This is a genomic window from Caenispirillum salinarum (assembly GCF_044803115.1).
GTDB lineage: Bacteria > Pseudomonadota > Alphaproteobacteria > Rhodospirillales > Rhodospirillaceae > Caenispirillum > Caenispirillum salinarum_A.
In genome coordinates, this window is record NZ_CP085224.1 from 3,130,060 (window position 1) to 3,151,814 (window position 21,755).

The window sequence follows — 21,755 nt, forward strand, 5'->3', positions numbered from 1 at the left end:
AACTTTCGGAAGGGGCCGAAGTCTAAATCCCGGCGCGCCTGCATGGCAAGCAAACAACCCTTTGAGGCCGCCGGCATTCCCGCGCCTACGTCCGGAGTGGTAGCGGTTCAGAGCCCCATCAGCGCGCGGACATGCGCCACGGTGCAGCCGGCCAGGGCGCGGATGTCGTAACCGCCCTCCAGCACGGACACGACGCGGCCTTCGCAGCAGTCGTCGGCGATCGCCATCAACTCCTTGGTCGCCCACACGAAATCCTGCACCTGGAACAACAGGTAGGCCATGGGATCGCTGGCATGGGCGTCGAAGCCGCAGCTGATGATGATGAGGTCCGGGTCGAATTCGCGCAAGCGCGGCAGGATCTCGTCGGACATGGCCTGGCGGAACTCGTCCCCGCCCGAGCGCACGGGCAGCGGCACGTTGACGATGTTGTCGTGCGCCCCCGTCTCCGCCGGCGCGCCCGAGTTGGGCCACTGGGGAAACTGATGGGTGGACGCATAGAACATGTCCGGGTCGTCCCAGAAGATGTGCTGCGTGCCGTTGCCGTGATGGACGTCCCAGTCGATGACCGCCACCCGCTTCAGGCCGTGCGCGGCGCGGGCATGATAGGCGCCGATGGCGGCGTTGTTGAACACGCAGAAACCCATGGCCTGCTCGCGCTCGGCATGGTGGCCGGGCGGGCGGACGGGGCAGAAGGCGTTGCGCACCTCTCCCAGGCACACGGCGTCCACGGCGGTGCAGACGGCGCCCGCGGCCCGCAGGGCGGCCTCTCCGCTTTCAGGGCTGAGAACGGTATCACCGTCGATGTGGTGGTGGCCGTCGTGCGGCACGGCATCCATCACGCGCTCGATGTAGCTGAGCGGGTGCACCCGCATGAGCTGCTCGCGGGTGGCATGGGGAGCTTCCTCGCGGTGGAGCATCATGAAGTCCTCGGACTCCAGCACGCGCATGATGGCCCGCAGACGGTCGGAGTTTTCGGGATGAAGGTCCCCGGTGTCGTGATCGATGCACGCATGATGCGTGACCAGAAGCGTCGCCATTCTCCCGCCGGCCTCCCCGCCGCCCAATCTTGCCGCCGGGACGGCCTCCCCGGCGTAACTTCCACAGAATCGTTGAAAATGTGTCACCAAGCGGCCCATGCTTGCAACCGGTCTTTAGACAGGTCTGCCATTATGGAACCTTCGGCCGGGCGCAGGGCACTGCCGTTTGCGGGGCGCCCTCTTGTCCCGGCCGAGACGATTGCTCATATGGAACGGGCGGTCTACAATGGCATAGGCCTGCAAGAAATACGGGAAAGAAATGCCGGAAGATTTGGGGATCGACCTGGAGCAGTTGCAGGAGAACGCGCGCCGCGCCAGCGCGCTGCTGAAGGCGATGAGCAACGAGCACCGCCTGATGGTCCTGTGCCAGTTGCTCCACGGCGAGAAGTCGGTCGGACAGTTGGAACAGATCGTCGGCCTGAGCCAGTCCGCGCTCAGCCAGCACCTCGCCCGCCTGCGTCGGGACGACCTGGTGAAGACGCGCCGCAGCGCCCAGACCATCTTCTATTCCCTGAAGGGTGAGGAGGCGAGCGCCGTCATCAACACCCTCTATACCCTGTACTGTGCGGACGATGCCGAGCGCCTGTGCGGTCCGGCCGCCGCCGCCGGCTGACAGCAGCCCCATCGCCGCCGGACAGACGATGCTATGGCCGCGCCGCCTCCTGGTGGCGCGGTTCGACGTTGTGGGCCTGGACCGGATCGCCGAGCAGCAAAGGCTGCAGCAGCATCTGCTGACTCAGCGCCACCAGGGTCGCGGCAGCAATGATGAGTGCAAGGCGGGTCAGCCTGCGCTGGAAGTTCGTGGGGGCCTGTTCCATGACAGTGGAACAAACGGCGGAGTATAGCGTCCGTTCCCGGCTCTGACGGATACCACTTACCCGAACGGATAGCCCCTACGTCCCGAGCCGACGATACAGGTCGGCGCCGTCGCCACGGCGCGAGCGTGCAACCCGGCCGCTCGCTTCCAAATGCCGCAAGTGGGCCAGCACCTCGCCCACCGCGAAGAACAGTTGGTGGTCGTCCAGAGACCGCCGGAACAGGTCAGGCACCATTTCCGCCGCCGTGCGGCCGGCACCGGCACCGCAGGCATCGGCAGCGGCATCCAGGCGTTCCGCATGGTGGGCGAGCAGGGCCGCCACCCGCTGCGGCACACCGAAGAACGGCAGTCCATGGCTCGGCAACGTCAGCGTGTCGGGCGGCAGGTCCGCGAAGCGGGCCAGCGACCGCAGGAACTGGTCCAGCGGGTTGGCCTCCGGCTCATTGGGCCAGAGCGAGACGTTGGGGCTGATGGTCGGCAGGATCTGGTCGCCGGAAATCAGCAGTCCAGCTTCTTCGCAATAGAGCGCGGCATGCTCCGGCGCATGGCCGCGCCCGACGATCACTCGCCAGTCACGCCCGCCGATGGTGATTGCATTGCCATCCTCGATGCGGCGGTAGGCGCGCGGCAGGGGTGAAACGCGCGGCGCATAGGCGTTGCCGCGCTTGCGCACCAGCGCCAGCCGGTCCTCGGGAAAGCCGGCGCGGCGGTAGAAGTCCTCATGCGTCTCCACCAGCGCGTCCGAGGTGTCCAGTGACAGCAGCATGCCCGTCGCCCACTCCCCCTGCGTCGCCCACAGGCCAACGTTCAGATGCTCGGTCAGCCAGCCGGCGAGGCCCATATGGTCGGGATGGAAGTGGGTGCAGATCAGCCGCCGCGCCGGCTTGCCCTTCAGCGCCGGATGGGCCAGCACCGCATCCCACAGCCCCTTGGTCTCGGCGCTGGCGATCCCTGTGTCGACCAACGTCCACCCGTCGCCGTCCTCAACCAGCCACAGGTTGATGTGGTCCAGCGCGAACGGCAGCGGCATCCGCAGCCACAACACGCCGTCGGCCACTTCCAGCGGTTCGCCGGGAGCAAGCGGCTCGGCGATGGGAAAGCGCAAGGGGCCGGCGGGTTTGTGCGTGTTCGTTGTCATGGCTTAACAGATGCCACGGCCGCCCCTCTACCGCAAGGGCCGCTTTCCGGCCTAGACTGTCCGCCGAACGAGACCACGAAGAAGGGACGAAACGGGCATGACCCTGCGCATTGGCGTGGACCTGGGCGGCACCAAGATCGAGGCGATCGCGCTTGATGGCTCCGGCACGACGCTGGCGCGGCACCGCGTCGATACGCCGGCCGGAGACTACCCGGCCACCGTCCGCGCCGTGGTCGACCTTGTGGCCACCGTCGAAAAGGCCGTCGGCGGCTCGGGCACGGTTGGCGTGGGTATTCCGGGCGCCATTTCTCCGGCGACCGGCAGGGTGAAGAACGCCAACTCCACCTGGCTGATCGGTCAGGCATTGGACGCCGACCTGACAGAGGCGCTCGACCGTCCCGTGCGGCTGGCCAACGATGCCGACTGCTTCGCCCTGTCGGAGGCCACGGACGGCGCGGCAGCGGGCGCGTCGCTGGTCTTCGGCGTGATCCTGGGAACCGGCGTGGGCGGCGGCATCGTGGTCAACGGCCGGCCGGTCTCCGGCCCCAACGCCATCGCCGGAGAGTGGGGCCACAATCCCCTGCCCGCCCCCACCGACGACGAGCGGCCCGGCCCGCCCTGCTACTGCGGCCGGTCGGGCTGCATCGAGACATGGCTGTCGGGGCCCGGCCTCGCCGCCGATCATGCGCGGACGATGGGCGAGACCCTTACCGCCGCCGCGATCGCCGACCGCGCCAGTGCCGGCGACCGGGGCTGCATCGCGACGCTGGAGCGCCACGCGGGGCGGCTGGCGAAAGCGCTGGCGGGGGTCATCAACGTTCTTGACCCGCATGTGATCGTGCTGGGCGGCGGACTGTCCAACATGGCGCACCTCTACGACCGCGTTCCGGCGCTGTGGAGGACGCATGTGTTTTCCGATCGCGTCGACACCCGTCTGGTGCCGCCCGTCCACGGCGATTCCAGCGGGGTGCGCGGCGCCGCGTGGCTGTGGCCGGCATGAGGCCGACCTTGCTCCGCGCGCACCCGCGCCCCACCTGAAGCCCACGCCGAGAATCAGGAGAAGGAGCCCGCCGGCATGGCCGCCACCGTAGACTATTACCTCGCCCTCAATTCACCGTGGAGCTATCTCGGGTCCGCCCGCCTGCAGGAGATCGCCGCCCGCCACGGCGCCACCGTCCGTGTCAAGCCCGTGAAGCTGGGCGAAGTGTTCGCCAAGACAGGTGGCACACCTCTGCCCCAGCGCCCGCTGGAGCGCCGCAACTACCGCCTGCTGGAACTGGAGCGCTGGAGCACGCACCTGGGCGTGCCGATGGTCATACAGCCGCGCAACTTCCCCTCGGACGAGACCACGGCCGCGCACATGGTCATAGCGGCGCAGGAAGACGGGCTGGATGCGCTGGGCCTCGCCACCGCCCTCGGCCGGCAGTTGTGGGAAGAGGATATGAGCCTGGCCGACATGGATGCCCTGCGCGCCACCGCGCTGCTCGCGGGTGTGGATGCCGACCACCTGCTCGGCGCCCACCCCGTGCAGGACCTGGACGCCATCCACACCCGCAACACGGAAGACGCCCTGGCCGCCGGCGTGTTCGGCGTGCCGAGCTATGTGGTCAACGGCGAGATTTTCTGGGGCCAGGACCGGCTCGACTTCCTGGACCGCAAGCTCGCGGCCCCCTGATCCGACCGCCCCAAGCAAAAGGAGCACCGGCCTGAAAGCCGGTGCTCCTTCGTTTTTTGAGCCTGGCGAAGGGCCGCGTGCCCTCAGCAGTCCGGGCGATCCAGCGGCTTGAGGTCCGTCAGGTCGCCGGAAATGGTAAAGTCGCCGAAATCCTGGACAACGCTCTCGGCGACGCCGTTGTCGTGGTAGGTCAGCCCCACCTGGAATTCCGGCGTCGGGGCGGCGCTGCCCTCGGGGAAAAAGGCCATGTTCATCGTCCAGGCGGGACCTTCCAGCAGGCTGGCGGCGATGCGTTCCGCGCTGGCGGCCGCCTGTTCCGGCCCGCCCGGCTGACCCGCTTGGCGGCTGCCGATGAGCGCCGAGACCTCGTAGGTGCCCCGGTCCCCCGACCCGTCGAAGACATTGCGGTTCACGAAGGACCCGCCCTTGTCGGCCTCGTCCAGCAGCAGGCGCGTATGTTCGGTCGGGAACAGGGTGCCGACCGGCAACTCGGCGGATCGCGTGCTCGGCTGGGTGAACTCCACCGTGCCGGTGGCACCGACGTCGTCCGGCATGGCGGCGCGGCCGTCGATGGTCTCGATCAGTTGGCCGTTGCGGCTGTTGCGCACCTGGAAGCGGTACCGGCTGCCGTCCTTGCTTTCCCACGTGGTGAATTCCCACGCTGTCATCACCGGCGTCCCGACGCCGTAGGAGATGGACAGGAGCGTGCGCGTGTTCACGGCATAGCCGTCGCAGGTGTCGGCGAACTTGTAGTGCATGGTGCCGCGCGCGCCCACGACGCCGCTGCCCGAGCGCGAGCTGGACAGGTGCATGTTGTAGGTCGCCTCATGCGGAACCAGCGCGTCCGGCGCAACGACGGTGGTTTCGGCGCGGGGCGCGGCGGACGCGGCCGTGACTCCCAGCACCAGGGCGCCGGTCAAAGCAACGCCAGACGTCATGCGGCTCATAAGCAGGTTCCTTCTCAAACGCCCGAATGTGGCGATCCAACGACCGCGGTTCGGGCCCCGTTCCCCCCGATTTAGGCAACCCGCCCCCAACGAACAAGGCGCGCGACCCATCGGCCGCGCGCCCCGCCCTTCGACCGGCCGCAGCCGGGTCCAGTCTAACCGCCGCTCGGGCGTCAGGAGTCGCTCTTTTCGGGAGCCTCCTGTGCATCGGTGGTAGCCTTGGTCTTGATCTCCTTGGGCTTCTTCACCTGGATGTGAAGCTCGCGGAGCTGCTTTTCCGACACTTCCGACGGCGCATTCATCATCAGGTCCTGCGCCTGGCCGTTCATGGGGAAGGTGATGACCTCGCGGATGTTGGGCTCGTCGGCCAGCAGCATGACCATGCGGTCGATGCCGGGCGCGGAGCCGCCGTGCGGCGGGGCGCCGTACTTGAAGGCGTTGAGCATGCCGCCGAACCGCTCCTCCACGACCTCCGGGCCGTAGCCGGCGATCTCGAAGGCACGGTACATGATGTCCGGACGGTGGTTACGGATGGCGCCCGAGGACAGTTCAACGCCGTTACAGACGATGTCGTACTGGAACGCCTTGATCTCCAGCGGGTCCATGGAGTTCAGCGCTTCCAGCCCGCCCTGCGGCATGGAGAACGGGTTGTGGCTGAACTCGATCTCGCCGGTGTCCTCGTTCAGCTCGAACATGGGGAAGTCCACCGTCCAGCAGAAGCGGTAGACGTCCTTCTCCAGCAGGTCCAGCTCGTTGGCGACCTTGGTGCGCACCAGGCCGGCGAACTTGGCGGCCTTCAGCGGCTTGTCGCAGGCGAAGAACACGGCGTCGCCGTCCTTCAGGCCGCAGGTCTCCTTGATCGAGGCGACGCGCTCGTCGTCCAGGTTCTTGGCGATGGGGCCCTTGGGGCCGGCCTCGGCGAACTGGATGTAGCCCAGACCGCCGGCGCCGTTCTCGCGCGCCCAGTCGTTCAGCTTGTCGAACCAGCTGCGCGGCTGGCTGGCCCCGCCCGGCGCCGGGATGGCGCGGACGATGGCGCCCTTCTCGATCTGCTTGGCGAAGATGCCAAAGTTCGACCCGCGGAAGGCCTCGGTCACGTCCTGGATAATGAGCGGGTTGCGCAGGTCCGGCTTGTCGGAGCCGTACTTCAGCATTGCCTCGTCATAGGGGATGCGCGGGAACGGGCTGTCAGTGACCTTCCGCCCCTCGCCGAACTCGTTGAACAGGCCGGCCAGCACGGGCTCGATGGCGTCGAACACGTCTTCCTGGGTGACGAAGCTCATCTCGAAATCGAGCTGGTAGAACTCGCCCGGGCTGCGGTCGGCGCGGCTGTCCTCGTCGCGGAAGCAGGGCGCGATCTGGAAATAGCGGTCGAAGCCCGCCACCATGAGCAGCTGCTTGAACTGCTGCGGCGCCTGCGGCAGGGCGTAGAACTGACCGGGGTGCAGGCGGGACGGCACCAGGAAGTCGCGCGCGCCCTCGGGGGACGAGGCGGTCAGGATCGGCGTCTGGAATTCGGTGAAGCCCTGGTCGATCATGGCCTTGCGCAGGTAGCTGATGACCTGGCTGCGCAGCATGATGTTGCGGTGAAGCTTCTCGCGCCGCAGGTCGATGTAGCGGTAGCGCAGGCGCATTTCCTCGGAATAATCCTGGTCGCCGGCCACCTGCATGGGCAGGACCTCTGCCGAGGACTGGATTTCCATGTCCTGCACCTGAACCTCGATGTCGCCGGTGGACAGGCGCGGGTTCTTGGTCTCGTCACTGCGCATGACGACCTTGCCGGTGATGGTCACCACGCTTTCCACGCGCAGGTCCGTCAGGGCCTCGAAATGGGCGTTGGAGGTGTCGCACACCGTCTGCGTGACGCCGTGGTGGTCGCGCAGGTCGATGAACAGCAGGTTGCCGTGGTCGCGCTTGCGGTGCACCCATCCCGACAGCCGCACGGTCTCGCCGGCGTTGGCGGCCCGCAAGTCGTTGCAGGTATGGCTACGGAATTGATGCATGACAGTCCCTCGGGCTTTCGCGGAAATGGTCAGACGCCGCACCGCGCGGGCGCGCGCGTCCGGGGCGGCGAACAGGTGGGCTTTGGGAGGCGAAAGCACACCGAACGGCGGCGTTTGTCAAGCGCGGCTTGGCGGACCGGCGCCGGCCGCCGGGGTGTGTGCGCCTTCGCCAATGATCTTGCCCGCGCGGCCCGGCGGGAGTAAAAGCAGAACCCATGACCCTGATCGCCGATTCCGACGCCCTCCGCGCCCTTTGCGACCGCCTGTCGAAGGCCGAGTACATCACCGTCGACACCGAGTTCATGCGCGACCGCACCTATTGGCCGGGCCTGTGCCTGATCCAGGTGGCCGGTCCCGATGAAGCGTGGTGCATCGACCCGCTGGCCCCAGGCATGGACCTGACGCCGCTGTTCGACCTCATGCGCAATGAAAGCGTGCTGAAGGTCTTCCACGCCGCGCGCCAGGACCTGGAAATCTTCTACCGGGCCATGGGCGCCTTCCCCAGGCCGCTGTTCGACACGCAGATCGCCGCCATGGTCTGCGGCTTCGGCGATTCCGTGGGCTACGAGACGCTGGCGACAAAGCTGGCCAAGGCGCGCATCGACAAGTCCATGCGCTTCACCGACTGGGGCCGCCGCCCACTGACGGAAAAGCAGCTGCACTACGCGCTGGCCGACGTCACCCACCTGCGCGTGGTCTACGACAAGCTGCGCAAGCGCCTGGAAAAGACCGGCCGCGCCCACTGGCTGACCGAGGAAATGGACGCCCTGGTGGCGCCCGAGAAGTACACCTTCGACCCCGACACCGCCTGGCAGCGCATGAAGCCGCGCACCAAGAGCCCGCGCTTCCTGGCGGTGCTCAAGGAGGTGGCGGCGTGGCGCGAACGCGAGGCCCAGACCAAGGACATGCCCCGCCAGCGCGTGCTGAAGGACGAAGCGATCCTGGAAATCGCCGCCCACGGCCCGAAATCGGTGGAGGAACTGGCCCGCGTCCGCGCCCTCACGCGCAACACGGCGGAAGGCCGCCTCGGCAAGGAAATCCTGGAAGCGGTTGAACGCGGCAAGGCGGTGCCCGAGGCCGAGGCGCCGCACATGGCCCCCCGGCGCGAACTGCCGCCGGGCGCCGGTCCGGCGATCGATCTTCTCAAGGTGCTGCTAAAGATGCGCTGCGAGGAGAACGACGTGGCGCAGAAGCTGGTCGCCAACATGGACGACCTGGAGCTGATCGCCCTGGACGACGAAGCCCCCGTCGCCGCCCTGCACGGCTGGCGCCGCGAGCTGTTCGGCGAGGACGCGCTGAAGCTCAAGCGCGGCGAACTGGCCCTGGCCCTGGAAGGAGAGGCCGTCGTGGCGCGCCCGGTGGGGAAGACGGCGGAGAACGCCGAGGGCTGACGCCGGGCGGCGGGTGCCCTATACTGTGTGGTGAGCACCGCTTCGGATCGACGGCCATGGGCTTCCAGACGGACAACGCACGCATTCGCGAAAAGATCGAACGCCTGGCGCGACTGAAGGGGTTGGACGAAGAGTCCGCCCTGGAGGACGCGCTGGACACGCAGCTTTCCATTCGCGGGGGCAAGGAGAACACGCCGAAAGCACGGCGGGCGCGCCTGGAAAGAATCGTCAAGGAAATCGACGCCATCGAACCTCTGCCGCCGGAACAGCAGTATGAGGCCGTGGTGGGATGACCTCGGGCTGCCGAAATGATCGCCGTCGACACCTCGGCGTTCATCGCGATCGTTGCGGCCGAGCCCGAGCGCGGTGCGATGCTTGAGTGCCTCTGGGACAACGACACCGTTCTGGTCAGCCCCGTCACTGTGGCGGAAGCTCGCATGGTGGTCGCAGGGCTCAACGACTTCAGCCGCACAGACATCCGCCCGGCCCTGCCCACCTGAAATTCCGCACATGAAACGCCGCCCCGGAACCCTCCGGAGCGGCGCTTTTATTCGACTTCCCTCGACTTCAGCGGCGGCGGTTTTCCGGTCGCCTTGTCCCGCTGCTCACGCGCCGTCGCGGTACCGGCGCATGATCTGCATGCCGCTTTCCACCATATCGGCCATCATGACCATGCTGCGCGGCTTGTCGTCGTTGGCCTGGTCCAGGGCCTGCGAGAACACGGCCTTGACCTGTTCCCGCGTGTCCTCGTCCGCCGGGCTGGAAGCGCCGACGAAGAAGCCCGTCGCGTGGCCGGCGATGATCCCGATGTCGCCGGGCGGCAGTTTCAGGTCGCGGGCGATGACGTAGATCGATGCCGCGATCATGCGGGCGGCCTGGTCGAAGCGCTCTTCCTGCGCGGCCTTGCCGGAAACGCCCGCCTTTCGGAATACTTCCGCCTGCTGGACCATGCGGTTGTATTCCATGGTTTCCTGCTGGCGGAACCGCGGATCGATGTTCTTCACCAGCGCCTGGGTGTCGAATTCGCTCATGGTGGCGTCCTCCTGGATCGGCGGGGCGGCGGCAGGCGCCGATCAATGTCATGAATGCCGTCAGTCATAGGGACGAACGCCGCCTCACCCGCCGGGTTGCAGCGGGACGACCATGTAAACGCCAATATCAAGGGAACATAAAAAAGACGAATCCCGCCAGTCTCTACCCCTGGTTACACAGGAACGACTGCATAGTCAGGTACTCCGAGCATGGCGGCAAGTTTCTCGAAGCGCCGAACCGAAGCATCCCCAGAAAACAAGGGGTCTCCCGCCGGGACGTCCAGCGTCAGGCGACCGGGCGTCCAACGCAGGCGGGTGCGCTCCAGGAGGCCCGGCGCCCCGCCCGAGATGGTATGGCCGAGCCGCAGCGCATTGCCGATGATGCGCACCCGCTTGACCCGCTCCTCGTCCAGCATGGCGGCGGCCTGGCGGGCGTAGGGCTGGTCGCTGCTGGAGGCGTAGCGGAAATAGACGGCCAGGGCGAGCGCGGCACGGTCGGTGTGGGACAGCCCCATGAACGGCAGGCGCAGCACCTTCAGCAGGCCCTGTTCCGCCCGATAGTCCGGGTGTTCGGACCAGAAGATGTCGCCCAACAGGCAGGCGGCCAGCCGCAGGCGCTGAAGCTGTGCGCTTTCCTCCGGAAACAGGGGGCTCATCCAGTCCATCAGCTCGCGCGCATGCTGGGTGAAGCGTCCCGCCGCCAGCGCCAGGTCGGCACAGGCGGAAATAAGCGGGTCCTCGTCACGCACCGCCGGCGGCAGGTTCTGGAAGAACTGGCCCTCGCGCATGCCGTAAACGGAGAACACCAGCTCCGACGGCTCCACCACCTCGATCAGCCGCTGCAAGGCCACCGCCGCCATGGGCAGCGTCGGCAGTCGACGCTTGGACACGCCGGGAATCTTTTCCAGCGACTTGCGAGACTGGCGGGCAATCAGGTCCAGCAGGCCGGTGGCATCACCAGCCGGCAGGGTGAAGTTGTCCAGCACGTGCAGCGGATAGTCCATCTGCTCGATGCAGATGCGGGCAATGGTGCGCCAGGCCCCGCCGACGGCATACAGGCTGCGGCCGCGCCCCTGCCCCAGCCAGCCCAGCGCGGCGAGGTGGCCGTCGATGATGCCGACGGCCTTGTCGCGGTCGCCCCCGGAATGATCCTGCAGGCGCAGCACGCCCAGGGGCATGCTGGTGAAGTCGCCGAAGCGGTGGTTCTCCACCATCACCAGTTCCAGCGACCCGCCGCCCAGGTCGGCCACCATGCCGTCGGCGTCAGGGATGCTGCACAACACGCCGAGGGCGGCGTTGCGGGCCTCTTCCTCGCCGGACAGCAGGCGGACCTTCACGCCGCACCGCTCCTCCAGCCGGGCGATGAACTCCGGACCGTCGGCGGCATCGCGCGCCGCCGCCGTCGCCAGCACGTCGAGCGTGTCCACGTCCATGGCTCGGGCCAGGTGCACGAAACGCTCCACGGCGGCGAGCGCCATGGTCACGCCCTCGGGGTTCAGGCGGCCCGATCGCTCGAGGCCCGATCCCAGGGCGCAGACGGCCTTTTCGTTGAACAGCGGCACCGGCGTGCGCGTCAGGCCGTCGTAGACCACCAGACGGACGGAGTTGGAGCCGATGTCGACGATGCCCACCGGCCGGCGTCGCCGGACGAACATGCCGCCCTCCGCCGCCCGCCCGAGCGGCTGGAGGCGCTTCCCCGTGATCGGGTCGATGCTGCGGGCGGTCTTGTCGCGGCGGGCCGGGGCGTCCTTGTCGTTGCTCACGGTGGCCTGCTCTCCCGTCATCAGCGGTTCTTCAGGGCCAGCTTGGGAATGGGCTTGCGCTCGTGCTGCATGGCGCTGCCCCGGCCGGAAAGGCTGGGGTTGGTCATGAAGTAGGTGTGGGCACTGAAGGCATCGTCGCGCTGCGGCACGCGATTGTAGGCGCCGTCCTCGCTGAGATACCAGCTCTGCGCCTCGTCCTTCAGGTTGGCGACCATGATCTGCTCCAGGATCTGGGCGTGCACGGTCGGGTTCTCGATGGGCACGAAGGCCTCCACCCGGCTGATCAGGTTGCGCGGCATCCAGTCGGCCGACGAGATGTAGATCTTCGCGTGGCGCGAGGGCATTGCGTGCCCGTTGCCGAAGCAGGCAATGCGCGAGTGCTCCAGGAACCGGCCGACGATGGACTTCACACGGATGTTCTCCGACAGCCCCGGAACGCCCGGACGCAGGCAGCAGATGCCGCGGATCACCAGTTCCACATGGGCACCGGCCTGGCTGGCGCGGTAGAGGGCATCGATCACCTTGGGATCGACCAGGCTGTTCATCTTGGCCCAGACCGTCGCGGGACGGCCCGCCTTGGCATGCTCGGCCTCCTGATCGATCATGTCGATCAACTGGTCGCGCAGGCCCAGCGGCGCCAGCGACAGCTTTTCCAGGCGGTCGGGCTTGGCGTAGCCGGTCATGAAGTTGAACGCCTTCGCCGCGTCGCGCCCCAGCGCCGGATCGCAGGTGAAATAGGACAGGTCGGTGTAAATCTTTGCCGTGATCGGGTGGTAGTTGCCCGTGCCGTAGTGCACGTAGGAGCGCAGTTCCTGCCCCTCTTTCCGAACCACCAGGCTGATCTTGGCGTGGGTCTTCAGGTCCATGAAGCCGTAGACCACCGAGACGCCGGCGCGCTCCAGGTCGCGCGCCCACTGGATGTTGGCTTCCTCGTCGAAGCGGGCCTTCAGTTCCACCATGGCGGTGACGGACTTGCCCATCTCGGCGGCCTCGATCAGCGCCTTGACGATGGGGCTGTTCTTCGACGTGCGGTAGAGCGTCTGCTTGATGGACATGACGTTGGGGTCCCGCGCCGCCTGGCGCAGGAACTGCACCACCACGTCGAAGCTCTCGAACGGGTGGTGGACGACGATGTCCTTCTTCTTGATGGCCGCGAAGCAGTCGCCGCCGAAATCCCGGATGCGCTCGGGGAACCGGGCGTTGTAGGGCACGAACTGAAGGTCGGGGCGCTCGTCGGTGATCAGGGCCTTGGTGTCGGCCATGCCGATCAGGCCGTCGATGCGGAAGACGTCCTCGTCCTCCACCTCAAGCTCGCTGCACACCAGCTGGAACAGGTCCTCGGGCATGTCGACGTTCATGGTCAGGCGGATGCAGTGGCCGCGGCGGCGGCGCTTCAGCGCCGACTCGAAGGACTGCACCAGGTCCTGCGCCTCTTCGTCGATTTCCATCTCGCTGTCGCGGATGACGCGGAAGTGGCCGCCCTGCACCACCTTGAAGCCGGGGAACAGCTTGTCGAGGAACAGGCCCACGACCTCCTCCAGCGCCAGGAACCGCACCTCCGGCCCCTCCAGCCGGATGAAGCGGTCCACCTGGGTCGGCATCGGGATCAGGGCGCGCAACGACTCGCCGTCCTCCAGCCGGGTCAGGTGCAGCACCACGGCGTGCGCCAGGTTGGGCAGGAAGGGGAACGGGTGCGCCGGGTCGATGGCCAGCGGCGTGAGAATCGGGAAGATGCGCTCCATGAAGTGCTGTTCCAGCCACTTCCGGTCGTCGGGCGTCAGGTCTTCCTTGTCGATGACGTTGATGCTGTCGTGGCGCAGAAGCTCCCGCAGGTGGCGCCAGCAGGCGGCCTGCTGGTCCATCAGGCGCCGCGCCTCTTCGTTGATGCGCTCCAACTGCTGGGCGGGCGTCAGGCCGTCCTGGCTGGTGGTCTTCACGCCCGCGTGCAGCTGTCCCTTCAGGCCCGCGACTCGGACCATGTAGAACTCGTCCAGGTTCGACGCCGAGATGGACAGGAAGCGCAGACGCTCCAGCAGCGGGTGCCGCTCGTTGTACGCTTCTTCCATGACGCGGAAATTGAAGGCCAGCCAGGACAACTCCCGATTGATGAAGCGTTCCTTGCTGTCCAGCGTGATCGCTTGGAATTCCGGGGTTTCGGCGGTCCGTTCGGCAGTCGTCATGGGCTGTTCCATCGGCGCGGGATTTTTGACGGGTGTAACGTTGCCGTCTTCGACAGACGGCGTACGCTCATATATACACTATGCCCCGAGCCGTATCGCAACGCCTTGGGGCAAATTCATAAACATGAAACGGATATTCCTCCTGCGGCACCTGAAGTCGAGCTGGGATTTCCCGGAGCTGGACGACTTCGACCGCCCGTTGAACGAGCGGGGAGAACGGGCCGGGCCGCTGGTGGCCCGCCACATCGCCGCCCACGCCGTCCGCCCGGACCTGGTGCTGTGCAGCGCCGCCCGCCGAACGCGCCAGACGCTGGACCACATCGTCGAGGTCCTCGACGGCGTGCCCGTGCTGTACGAGCGCCGCCTGTACGAGGCCACTGCCGCCAATCTGCTCAAGCGCCTCAAGGAGCTGCCGACCGATATCGAGTCGGTCATGCTCATCGGGCACAACCCCGGTCTGCACAAGCTGGCGACGGGCCTGACGGAGAAGGAGGTGCCGGACACCGTGGCCGGTCTCGCCGACCTTCGCGCCAAGTACCCGACGGGCACGCTGGTCACACTGACCGCGCCGGTGGACGAATGGGTCGACCTGGAAAGCGGTCTGTGCCGCCTGCGCGCCGTGGTGCGGCCGAAGGATCTGGAGAACTGAGGCCGCTAGCGACCGGTGCGGCGAAGTCCTCCGACGGACGATCAAAGCCTCACGGAGATACGGCGCCGGCGACCTTAAACGCTCGTTCGCGCGGCGGTTCACCACACCGGCCTCTGCCCTCATAGCATACACCGGCAACGGGTGGTAGTTCGGCAAGTCGACGCTTGCCCCGGGGCAAGCGCAACCTGCCTCCCGCGCGTTAAGCGGTCATGCAGCCGCTGGTGTCCTCCCTCTCCCTGCCCCTTCTCGCTGGCCTGTTCCTCGGGCTCGCGATCGTCGTGGGCGTCACCGGAACCTTCATGGTGAAGGTCGCCGACTCGCTGGCGGAGCGCACCCGGCTCGGCGGCACCCTCATGGGGGCGGTGTTCATCGGCGTCTCCACCTCGCTCTCGGGCATCGCCACGTCGGTCACCGCCGCCGCAAGCGGCTCGCCGGAACTGGCGGTCTCCAACACCATCGGCGGCATCGCCGTGCAGACGGCCTTTCTCGCCATCGCCGACCTGGCCTTCCGGCGCGTCGACGTGCTGGGAAACAGCGACACGCCCTCGGCCCTCTACCAGGGCCTGCTGCAGATCGCGCTGCTGACCATCCCGCCCATGGCGCTGTTCCTGCCGCACTACAGCCTCTACGGCATCAGCCCGGTCTCGCCGCTGCTGGTGGTCGCCTACGCCGCGGGGCTTTTCGTGCTGCGCAGCGTGCGGGCGGAGACCATCACGCCTCAGGACGACGAGGTCCGCTGGGCCCGCGACGAGGCCCGCGAACAGGGCGGGCAGCATCGCCACTCGCTGACAGCCCTGTGGCTGCGGTTCGCCGTCTTCGCCGCCATCACGGCCGCAGGGGGTTACGGCATCGGGCAGAGCGGCATTGCCCTGGTCGCCAAGACCGGCCTGTCGGAAACGGCGGTCGGCGGTCTGTTCACCGCCGTCTCCACCTCCATGCCCGAGTTGGTGACGGTGCTGGCCGCCGTGCGCCAGCGGGCGCTGGCACTGGCCGTCGGCGACATCCTGGGCGGCAACTGCTTCGACGTGCTGTTCCTGGCGCTGGCCGACATCGCCTATCGCGAGGGCTCCATCTACGCCACCATAACGGGGCCGGCGGATTTCCTGTTTGCCCTGACCATCATGCTGGTGGTGCTGGTAATGCTCGCCATGCTGCGCGAGCGCGGAAAAGCGAGCGAGGAAAAGCCTCGGCGGCGCGGCTGGTCGGTGGAAAGCCTGCTGATCCTTGGCCTCTACCTGGGCGGAGCCGTGGCGCTGTTCGGCGGCGGATGATATTTTTCGGGGCAGACCGGTTGCGGGTCGCCCGTGACCTTCCCGTGTCCGTGGAAGTGGCCGTGGCGGTGGGGCGCTGCCTGCGCTAATGTCCGGTCAACCTGGAACCGCCGTCATCGCGCCTCATTTATAGGGCACAGACATTTTCGGAGGCGCGCCCGCGCTTCCGGTGACGATCTAAGGACATGCGACCCGATGATTACCCGCCGCGCCTTCACCGCTCTGGCCCTTTCCGCCGCCGCCCTCGCCGTCGTGCCCGGCCTTTCCGGTCTGCTGGGGATCGCGGGCGGCGCCTCGGTCGCCCACGCCGCCGATGGAGAGGAACGCCTGGTCACCACCTACACGGTGAAGAAGGGTGACACCCTGCACACCATCGCGCAGGAAAAGGGGCTTGGCTTCCTGGAGATGCGCGCGGCCAACCCCGATGTGGAGCCCTGGCTGCCCGAGGTGGGGCGGGAGATCATCGTGCCGTCGGTGCACATCGCCCCCAAGGGCATGGAAAAGGGCGTGCTCATCAGCCTGGGGGCCATGCGGCTGTTCCATTTCCGCGAGGACGGCACGGTCAACAGCTATCCCATCGGCATCGGTGCCGAGGGGCTGGAGACGCCCACGGGCGAAACCAAGATCGTGCGGAAGAAGAAGAACCCCAACTGGTATCCGACCGAGAACATCCGCAAGCGCAAGCCGCACCTGCCCGCCATGGTCCCCGCCGGCCCCGACAACCCGCTGGGCACGCGGGCCATGTACCTCGGCTGGCCGGCCTACCTGATCCACGGCACCAACCTGCCGGAAGGCGTGGGCCGGCGCGTCTCGTCGGGCTGCATCCGCATGTATCCCTGGGACGTGGAGTCCGTCTTCGAGAAGGTGGACGTCGGCCTGCCGGTCGAATCGCTGACCAAGCGTCACTCCGTCGCCTACGACGACGGCCGCCTGTGGCTGGAGGTCCATCCGACCCTGGACGGCTGGAATGCGCTGGAGGCCCGCGACGAGGACCGCCCCCGCCCCGGCCTGACGCAGGACATCATCAACGACGTGGTTGCCGCCGCGCCCGAAAGCATCCGCATCAACTGGGAAGCGGTGGAGAAGGTTGCGCTGGAGGAGCGCGGGTATCCCGTGGCCGTCGGCCAGGCCGCACAGACGGCTGCGCGCTGAAGTCCCGACAAGGCGCTGACATCGATAGCTTTTGCCACGGCCGGACCAGCATCCGGCCGTGGCTGTTTCAGCGGTTTTCGACACCATACGCATTCGTATCAAAGCCCTGTCGGACATTCGGATGTTGCGTCCACCGGGCCGAAGTATTTGCGTTCATTTCATAAATTTGACCCGACTCCGGCGGTTTCCGGTTTGCCCCCGCGTCGGTTTGGGGTATGTCCTCGTTTGCGCGGGCTCCGTGTCGGCTGATAGACTTCAGCCATGCGGCGAGCCTGCATCCTCGGCGGGAGAGCGGGCCGCGGCCGGCGCACTTCCGCCGCCGGCGCGGGCCGGACCCGCCAGGGGCCGCCCCCACGGTGCAACCCAGACGCAGGAACGGTCGGACACGAGGATGAGCGACGATACTCTGACGCTGGCGGGCGACTTCCCCGCCCCCACCCGTGACGAATGGCGCGCGGCCGTCGAAAAGGCGCTCAAGGGCGCGCCCTTCGACAAGAAGATGCTGACGAAGACCTACGAAGGCATCACGCTGCAGCCGCTCTACACCCTCGACGACTGGAAGCCGGAGAACGACCCGTCCGGCCTGCCCGGCTTCAAGCCCTACACGCGCGGCGGCCAGGTGGCCGGTCAGCGCGTCGGCGGCTGGGACCTGCGCCAGCTCCACACCCACCCCGACCCGCAGGCGGTCAACAAGGGCATCCTGACGGACCTGGAGCGCGGCGCGACCTCGGTCACGCTGCGCCTGGACGATGCGGCGCGGGGCGGTGACGATGCCGACCAGGCCGCCAACTACGCCGGGCTGAACGGCCTCATGGCCTACACCGCCGCCGACTTCGACACCGCCCTGACCGGAGTGTACGAGGACTTGGCCGCCGTGGCGCTGGAATCGGGCGCGGCCTTCCTGCCCGCCGCCGCCCTGCTGGCCGGCCACTGGAAGACCAAGGGCGTCGATGCTTCCAAGGTCAAGGGCGCCTTCAACGCCGACCCGCTGAACCGCCTGGCCGCCACGGGCTCGCTGCCCGGCGGCGTGGAAGCGGGCCTGAAGGCCATGGCGGATCTCGCCGCCTACACGTCGAAGACCTTCCCGCACGTCACCGCCGTGCGCGTCGACACCGGCCCCTATCACCTGGCCGGCGCGACGGAGACGCAGGACCTGGCGATCGCCATGGCGACCGCGGTGGCCTACCTGCGCGCCATGACCGACGCGGGCCTGAGCATCGACGACGCAGCCCGGCAGATCACCTTCCAGCTGCCCGTCGGCGCCGACCAGTTCATGGGCATCGCCAAGCTGCGCGCCGCCCGCCGCCTGTGGGGCCGCGTCATGGATGCCTGTGGCGCGTCGGACGAAGCCGGCCGCATGCGCCTGACCGCCGCAACGGCCGAGCGCATCGTCAGCCAGCGCGACCCGTGGGTGAACATGCTGCGCACCACGGTCACCACCTTCGCCGCCGCCGTGGGTGGCGCGGAGACCAACACCGTTCTGCCGTTCGACGCCATGCTGGGCCTGCCGACCGAGTTCGCCCGCCGCATCGCGCGCAACACGCAGCTCATCCTCATGGAGGAGAGCAACCTCGACAAGGTCATCGACCCCGCCGGCGGCAGCTGGTACGTCGAGACCCTGACGGAAGAGGTCGCCGCCGAGGCCTGGACCCTGTTCCAGGACATCGAGAAGCACGGCGGCATGGCCGCGTGCCTGGAAAGCGGCCATGTGCTGGCTAAGATCGAGGCCGCCCACACCGCGCGCGCCAAGAACATCGCCAAGCGCAAGGACCCCATCACCGGCGTCTCCGAGTTCCCCAACATCCACGAAAAGCCCGTGGACATCGAAAAGCCGGACCTGGATGCGCTCCGCCGCGCCGCCGCCGCCAAGATCAAGGAAGGCCGCGCCACCGTCTCGCTGCCGCTCGATAAGATCGGCTCCGGCAGCGTGACGGAAGCCGCCATCGAGGCCGCCGCCAAGGGTGCGACCATCGGCGCCCTGTCGGCCGCCCTGTTCGGTGCCGGCGAGACAGACACTGTCACCGCCCTGCCCCGCCGTCGCCTGGCCGCGGAGTTCGAGGACCTGCGCGACGCCTCCGATGAGTTCATGGTGCACACCGGCGCCCGTCCCAAGGTGTTCCTGGCGAACCTTGGTCCCATCGCCGCCCACACGGCGCGGGCCACCTTCGCAAAGAACTTCTTCGAGGCCGGCGGCATCGAGGCCGTCACCAACCCCGGCTTCGACAGTGCCGAAGCCTGCGCGGAGGGCTGGAAGCAGTCCGGCGCGCCGATCGCCATCCTGTGCTCCTCCGACGCCGTTTATGACGAGATGGCCGAACAGACGGCCCAGGCCCTGAAGGCCGCCGGCGCCAAGCGGGTGTACCTGGCCGGCGCGCCGGGCGAGAAGAAGGACGCCTACACCGCCGCCGGCATCGACGGCTTTGTGTACATGGGCTGCGACGCGCTGGACACCCTGCGCGGCGCCCTGGCCCTGATGGGAGTGATCGACCGATGAGCGCCAAGATCCCCGATTTCTCGACCGTCGACCTGGGTGCCAAGAGCCCCGGAGCCGCCGCCTCGGTTCAGGACTGGAGCGCCATGGTCGACCAGGAAACCGGCAAGACTCCGGAAAACCTGGTCTGGACCACGCCCGAGAAGATCGACGTCAAGCCGCTCTACACCAGCGGCGACCTTTCGGGCCTGGATCACCTGGGCACCCTGCCCGGCCTGCCGCCCTACCTGCGCGGCCCGTACCCGACCATGTACGTGACGCGGCCGTGGACCGTGCGCCAGTACGCCGGCTTCTCCACCGCCGAGCAGTCCAACGCCTTCTACCGCCGCAACCTGGCGGCCGGTCAGAAGGGCCTGTCGGTGGCCTTCGATCTGGCGACGCACCGGGGCTACGACTCCGACCACCCGCGCGTGGCCGGCGACGTCGGCATGGCGGGTGTCGCGATCGACAGCATCTACGACATGCGCCAGCTGTTCGACGGCATTCCGCTGGACCAGATGAGCGTGTCCATGACCATGAACGGCGCGGTGCTGCCGGTCATGGCGCTCTACATCGTCGCGGCCGAGGAACAGGGCGTCAAACCGGAACAACTCAGCGGGACCATTCAGAACGACATCCTCAAGGAGTTCATGGTCCGCAACACCTACATCTATCCGCCGAAGCCCTCGATGCGGATCATTTCCGACATCTTCGGCTACACGTCGCAGAACATGCCGCGCTTCAACTCCATTTCCATCTCCGGCTACCACATGCAGGAAGCCGGCGCGACGGCGGACCTGGAGCTGGCCTACACTCTGGCCGATGGCGTGGAATACGCCCGCGCCGGCATGGCGGCGGGCCTGGATATCGACAAGTTCGCGCCGCGCCTGTCGTTCTTCTGGGCGATCGGCATGAACTTCTTCATGGAAGTCGCCAAGATGCGCGCCGCCCGCGTGATCTGGGCGAAGCTCATCAAGCAATTCGACCCGCAGAACGACAAGTCCCTGGCGCTTCGCACCCACAGCCAGACCTCGGGCTGGTCGCTGACGGCGCAGGACGTGTTCAACAACGTCACCCGCACCTGCATTGAGGCCATGGCCGCGACGCAGGGCCACACGCAGAGCCTGCACACCAACGCGCTGGACGAGGCGCTGGCCCTGCCGACGGACTTCTCCGCCCGCATCGCCCGCAACACCCAGCTGTTCCTCCAGCAGGAAAGCGGCACCACCAACGTCATCGACCCCTGGGGCGGCAGCTACTACGTGGAGCGCCTGACCCGCGACCTGGCGGACCGCGCCTGGGCGCATATTCAAGAGGTCGAGGCCGAGGGCGGCATGGCCAAGGCCATCGAGGCCGGCATCCCCAAGATGCGCATCGAGGAAGCCGCCGCCCGCACCCAGGCCCGCATCGATGCCGGCCGCCAGTCGGTCATCGGCGTCAACAAGTACCGCCTGGACGAGCGCGAGAACGTCGAGGTGCTGAAGGTCGAGAACGCGCAGGTCCGCGCCCAGCAGCTTGAGAAGCTGGAACGCCTGCGCGCCGAGCGCGACCAGGCCGAGGTCGACCGCCACCTGGACGCCCTCACCAAGGCCTGCGACACCGGCGAGGGCAACCTGCTGGAGCTGGCCGTCAACGCCGCGCGCGCCAAGGCCACCGTGGGTGAAATCTCCATGGCGATGGAAAAGGTCTACGGCCGCCACAAGGCCGAGATCAAGTCGATCTCCGGCGTCTATTCCTCGGAAGTGGGCAAGGACAACAAGGCCATGACCCAGGTTCACGAGCTGGTGGAGCGGTTCACCGAAAAGGAAGGCCGCCACCCCCGCATCCTCATCGCCAAGATGGGTCAGGACGGCCACGACCGCGGCCAGAAGGTCATCGCGACGGCGTTTGCCGACCTCGGCTTCGACGTGGACATCGGTCCGCTGTTCCAGACGCCCGAGGAAAGCGCCCGTCAGGCGGTGGAGAACGACGTGCACGTCATCGGTGTCTCGTCGCTGGCCGCCGGCCACCTGACGCTGGTGCCGGAACTGAAGGCGGAGCTTGAAAAGCTGGGCCGCGACGACATCATGATCGTGGTTGGCGGCGTCATCCCGCCGGGCGACTTCGATGAACTGTTCGCCGCCGGCGCCTCGGCCATCTTCCCGCCGGGCACCGTCATCGCCGAGGCCGCCATCGGCCTGATGAAAGAGCTGTTCCAGCGCCTGGGCTACACCGACGAGGCCGCCTGACGG

General features: G+C 67.5%; 19 protein-coding genes. 11 read left to right on the plus strand and 8 right to left on the minus strand.

What is annotated here, in order from left to right:
* Positions 1-107: 107 nt before the first annotated feature.
* Positions 108-1,037, minus strand: coding sequence for a histone deacetylase family protein (locus LG334_RS14365; protein WP_404379063.1), 930 nt, complete (start codon positions 1,035-1,037; stop codon positions 108-110).
* A gap of 259 nt (positions 1,038-1,296) precedes the next feature.
* Here LG334_RS14365 and LG334_RS14370 point away from each other — a divergent pair, with 259 nt between their 5' ends.
* Entirely contained in the window at positions 1,297-1,650 is a 354-nt protein-coding gene (locus tag LG334_RS14370) for a helix-turn-helix transcriptional regulator (protein ID WP_009541087.1), read from the plus strand.
* 31 nt (positions 1,651-1,681) lie between these two features.
* Here LG334_RS14370 and LG334_RS14375 read toward each other — a convergent pair whose 3' ends face one another.
* Both LG334_RS14375 and LG334_RS14380 read right to left on the minus strand, forming a co-directional pair.
* A complete protein-coding gene (locus LG334_RS14375; protein ID WP_404379064.1) occupies positions 1,682-1,855 on the minus strand; it encodes a hypothetical protein in 174 nt (57 codons plus the stop codon).
* A 75-nt stretch (positions 1,856-1,930) separates the two neighbouring features.
* The gene (locus tag LG334_RS14380; RefSeq protein WP_404379065.1) at positions 1,931-2,992 is read right to left on the minus strand and encodes an MBL fold metallo-hydrolase; all 1,062 of its coding nucleotides are present in this window, start codon (positions 2,990-2,992) and stop codon (positions 1,931-1,933) included.
* Between the two features lie 97 nt (positions 2,993-3,089).
* Between LG334_RS14380 and LG334_RS14385 the strand changes: the two genes are divergently transcribed.
* The gene (locus tag LG334_RS14385) at positions 3,090-3,992 is read left to right on the plus strand and encodes an ROK family protein (RefSeq protein ID WP_404379066.1); all 903 of its coding nucleotides are present in this window, start codon (positions 3,090-3,092) and stop codon (positions 3,990-3,992) included.
* A gap of 75 nt (positions 3,993-4,067) precedes the next feature.
* On the plus strand, positions 4,068-4,667 hold the full coding sequence (locus tag LG334_RS14390; protein WP_404379068.1) for a 2-hydroxychromene-2-carboxylate isomerase: 600 nt from the start codon (positions 4,068-4,070) through the stop codon (positions 4,665-4,667).
* 83 nt (positions 4,668-4,750) lie between these two features.
* Here the strand turns inward: LG334_RS14390 and LG334_RS14395 are convergent, their stop codons facing one another.
* Positions 4,751-5,614, minus strand: coding sequence for an EipB family protein (locus LG334_RS14395; RefSeq protein WP_404379069.1), 864 nt, complete (start codon positions 5,612-5,614; stop codon positions 4,751-4,753).
* A 173-nt stretch (positions 5,615-5,787) separates the two neighbouring features.
* Positions 5,788-7,617 (minus strand): aspartate--tRNA ligase, encoded by a 1,830-nt coding sequence (aspS, locus tag LG334_RS14400; protein WP_404379070.1) that lies wholly within the window; start codon positions 7,615-7,617, stop codon positions 5,788-5,790.
* A gap of 215 nt (positions 7,618-7,832) precedes the next feature.
* Between aspS and rnd the strand changes: the two genes are divergently transcribed.
* The 3 genes from rnd to LG334_RS14415 are packed head-to-tail and all read left to right on the plus strand — an operon-like array spanning position 7,833 to position 9,508.
* Positions 7,833-9,008: a ribonuclease D gene (gene rnd / locus LG334_RS14405; protein WP_404379072.1), complete on the plus strand. Its 1,176-nt coding sequence runs from the start codon at positions 7,833-7,835 to the stop codon at positions 9,006-9,008.
* 56 nt (positions 9,009-9,064) lie between these two features.
* Positions 9,065-9,301 carry a hypothetical protein gene (locus LG334_RS14410; RefSeq protein ID WP_404379074.1) on the plus strand — a complete coding sequence of 79 codons (237 nt, stop codon included), beginning with the start codon at positions 9,065-9,067 and terminating at the stop codon, positions 9,299-9,301.
* 15 nt (positions 9,302-9,316) lie between these two features.
* Positions 9,317-9,508: a PIN domain-containing protein gene (locus tag LG334_RS14415; protein WP_404379075.1), complete on the plus strand. Its 192-nt coding sequence runs from the start codon at positions 9,317-9,319 to the stop codon at positions 9,506-9,508.
* 105 nt (positions 9,509-9,613) lie between these two features.
* Here LG334_RS14415 and LG334_RS14420 read toward each other — a convergent pair whose 3' ends face one another.
* From LG334_RS14420 to LG334_RS14430, 3 genes are all read right to left on the minus strand, one after another.
* A complete protein-coding gene (locus tag LG334_RS14420) occupies positions 9,614-10,039 on the minus strand; it encodes a hypothetical protein (RefSeq protein WP_404379077.1) in 426 nt (141 codons plus the stop codon).
* Between the two features lie 173 nt (positions 10,040-10,212).
* Complete coding sequence (locus LG334_RS14425; protein WP_404379079.1) at positions 10,213-11,802, minus strand: Ppx/GppA family phosphatase; 1,590 nt, start codon at positions 11,800-11,802, stop codon at positions 10,213-10,215.
* Between the two features lie 20 nt (positions 11,803-11,822).
* Entirely contained in the window at positions 11,823-13,994 is a 2,172-nt protein-coding gene (locus tag LG334_RS14430) for an RNA degradosome polyphosphate kinase (protein ID WP_404379081.1), read from the minus strand.
* 112 nt (positions 13,995-14,106) lie between these two features.
* Here LG334_RS14430 and LG334_RS14435 point away from each other — a divergent pair, with 112 nt between their 5' ends.
* From LG334_RS14435 to scpA, 5 genes are all read left to right on the plus strand, one after another.
* Positions 14,107-14,631: a SixA phosphatase family protein gene (locus LG334_RS14435; RefSeq protein WP_404379082.1), complete on the plus strand. Its 525-nt coding sequence runs from the start codon at positions 14,107-14,109 to the stop codon at positions 14,629-14,631.
* A gap of 209 nt (positions 14,632-14,840) precedes the next feature.
* Positions 14,841-15,902, plus strand: coding sequence for a sodium:calcium antiporter (locus LG334_RS14440; RefSeq protein WP_404379083.1), 1,062 nt, complete (start codon positions 14,841-14,843; stop codon positions 15,900-15,902).
* 195 nt (positions 15,903-16,097) lie between these two features.
* Positions 16,098-17,054: a L,D-transpeptidase family protein gene (locus LG334_RS14445; RefSeq protein ID WP_404379084.1), complete on the plus strand. Its 957-nt coding sequence runs from the start codon at positions 16,098-16,100 to the stop codon at positions 17,052-17,054.
* 391 nt (positions 17,055-17,445) lie between these two features.
* Positions 17,446-19,548 carry a methylmalonyl-CoA mutase family protein gene (locus tag LG334_RS14450; protein WP_404379086.1) on the plus strand — a complete coding sequence of 701 codons (2,103 nt, stop codon included), beginning with the start codon at positions 17,446-17,448 and terminating at the stop codon, positions 19,546-19,548.
* Entirely contained in the window at positions 19,545-21,752 is a 2,208-nt protein-coding gene (scpA, locus tag LG334_RS14455; RefSeq protein WP_404379088.1) for a methylmalonyl-CoA mutase, read from the plus strand. The genes LG334_RS14450 and scpA overlap by 4 nt, the downstream gene beginning before the upstream one ends.
* Positions 21,753-21,755 lie beyond the last annotated feature (3 nt).

Excerpts from the sequence above, each read along its gene's own strand:
- LG334_RS14365 (WP_404379063.1), bottom strand. The coding sequence starts at position 1,037 with ATGGCGACGCTTCTGGTCACGCATCATGCGTGCATCGATCACGACACC.
- LG334_RS14370 (WP_009541087.1), top strand. The coding sequence starts at position 1,297 with ATGCCGGAAGATTTGGGGATCGACCTGGAGCAGTTGCAGGAGAACGCG.
- LG334_RS14375 (WP_404379064.1), bottom strand. The coding sequence starts at position 1,855 with ATGGAACAGGCCCCCACGAACTTCCAGCGCAGGCTGACCCGCCTTGCA.
- LG334_RS14380 (WP_404379065.1), bottom strand. The coding sequence starts at position 2,992 with ATGACAACGAACACGCACAAACCCGCCGGCCCCTTGCGCTTTCCCATC.
- LG334_RS14385 (WP_404379066.1), top strand. The coding sequence starts at position 3,090 with ATGACCCTGCGCATTGGCGTGGACCTGGGCGGCACCAAGATCGAGGCG.
- LG334_RS14390 (WP_404379068.1), top strand. The coding sequence starts at position 4,068 with ATGGCCGCCACCGTAGACTATTACCTCGCCCTCAATTCACCGTGGAGC.
- LG334_RS14395 (WP_404379069.1), bottom strand. The coding sequence starts at position 5,614 with ATGAGCCGCATGACGTCTGGCGTTGCTTTGACCGGCGCCCTGGTGCTG.
- aspS (WP_404379070.1), bottom strand. The coding sequence starts at position 7,617 with ATGCATCAATTCCGTAGCCATACCTGCAACGACTTGCGGGCCGCCAAC.
- rnd (WP_404379072.1), top strand. The coding sequence starts at position 7,833 with ATGACCCTGATCGCCGATTCCGACGCCCTCCGCGCCCTTTGCGACCGC.
- LG334_RS14410 (WP_404379074.1), top strand. The coding sequence starts at position 9,065 with ATGGGCTTCCAGACGGACAACGCACGCATTCGCGAAAAGATCGAACGC.
- LG334_RS14415 (WP_404379075.1), top strand. The coding sequence starts at position 9,317 with ATGATCGCCGTCGACACCTCGGCGTTCATCGCGATCGTTGCGGCCGAG.
- LG334_RS14420 (WP_404379077.1), bottom strand. The coding sequence starts at position 10,039 with ATGAGCGAATTCGACACCCAGGCGCTGGTGAAGAACATCGATCCGCGG.
- LG334_RS14430 (WP_404379081.1), bottom strand. The coding sequence starts at position 13,994 with ATGGAACAGCCCATGACGACTGCCGAACGGACCGCCGAAACCCCGGAA.
- LG334_RS14435 (WP_404379082.1), top strand. The coding sequence starts at position 14,107 with ATGAAACGGATATTCCTCCTGCGGCACCTGAAGTCGAGCTGGGATTTC.
- LG334_RS14440 (WP_404379083.1), top strand. The coding sequence starts at position 14,841 with ATGCAGCCGCTGGTGTCCTCCCTCTCCCTGCCCCTTCTCGCTGGCCTG.
- LG334_RS14445 (WP_404379084.1), top strand. The coding sequence starts at position 16,098 with ATGATTACCCGCCGCGCCTTCACCGCTCTGGCCCTTTCCGCCGCCGCC.
- LG334_RS14450 (WP_404379086.1), top strand. The coding sequence starts at position 17,446 with ATGAGCGACGATACTCTGACGCTGGCGGGCGACTTCCCCGCCCCCACC.
- scpA (WP_404379088.1), top strand. The coding sequence starts at position 19,545 with ATGAGCGCCAAGATCCCCGATTTCTCGACCGTCGACCTGGGTGCCAAG.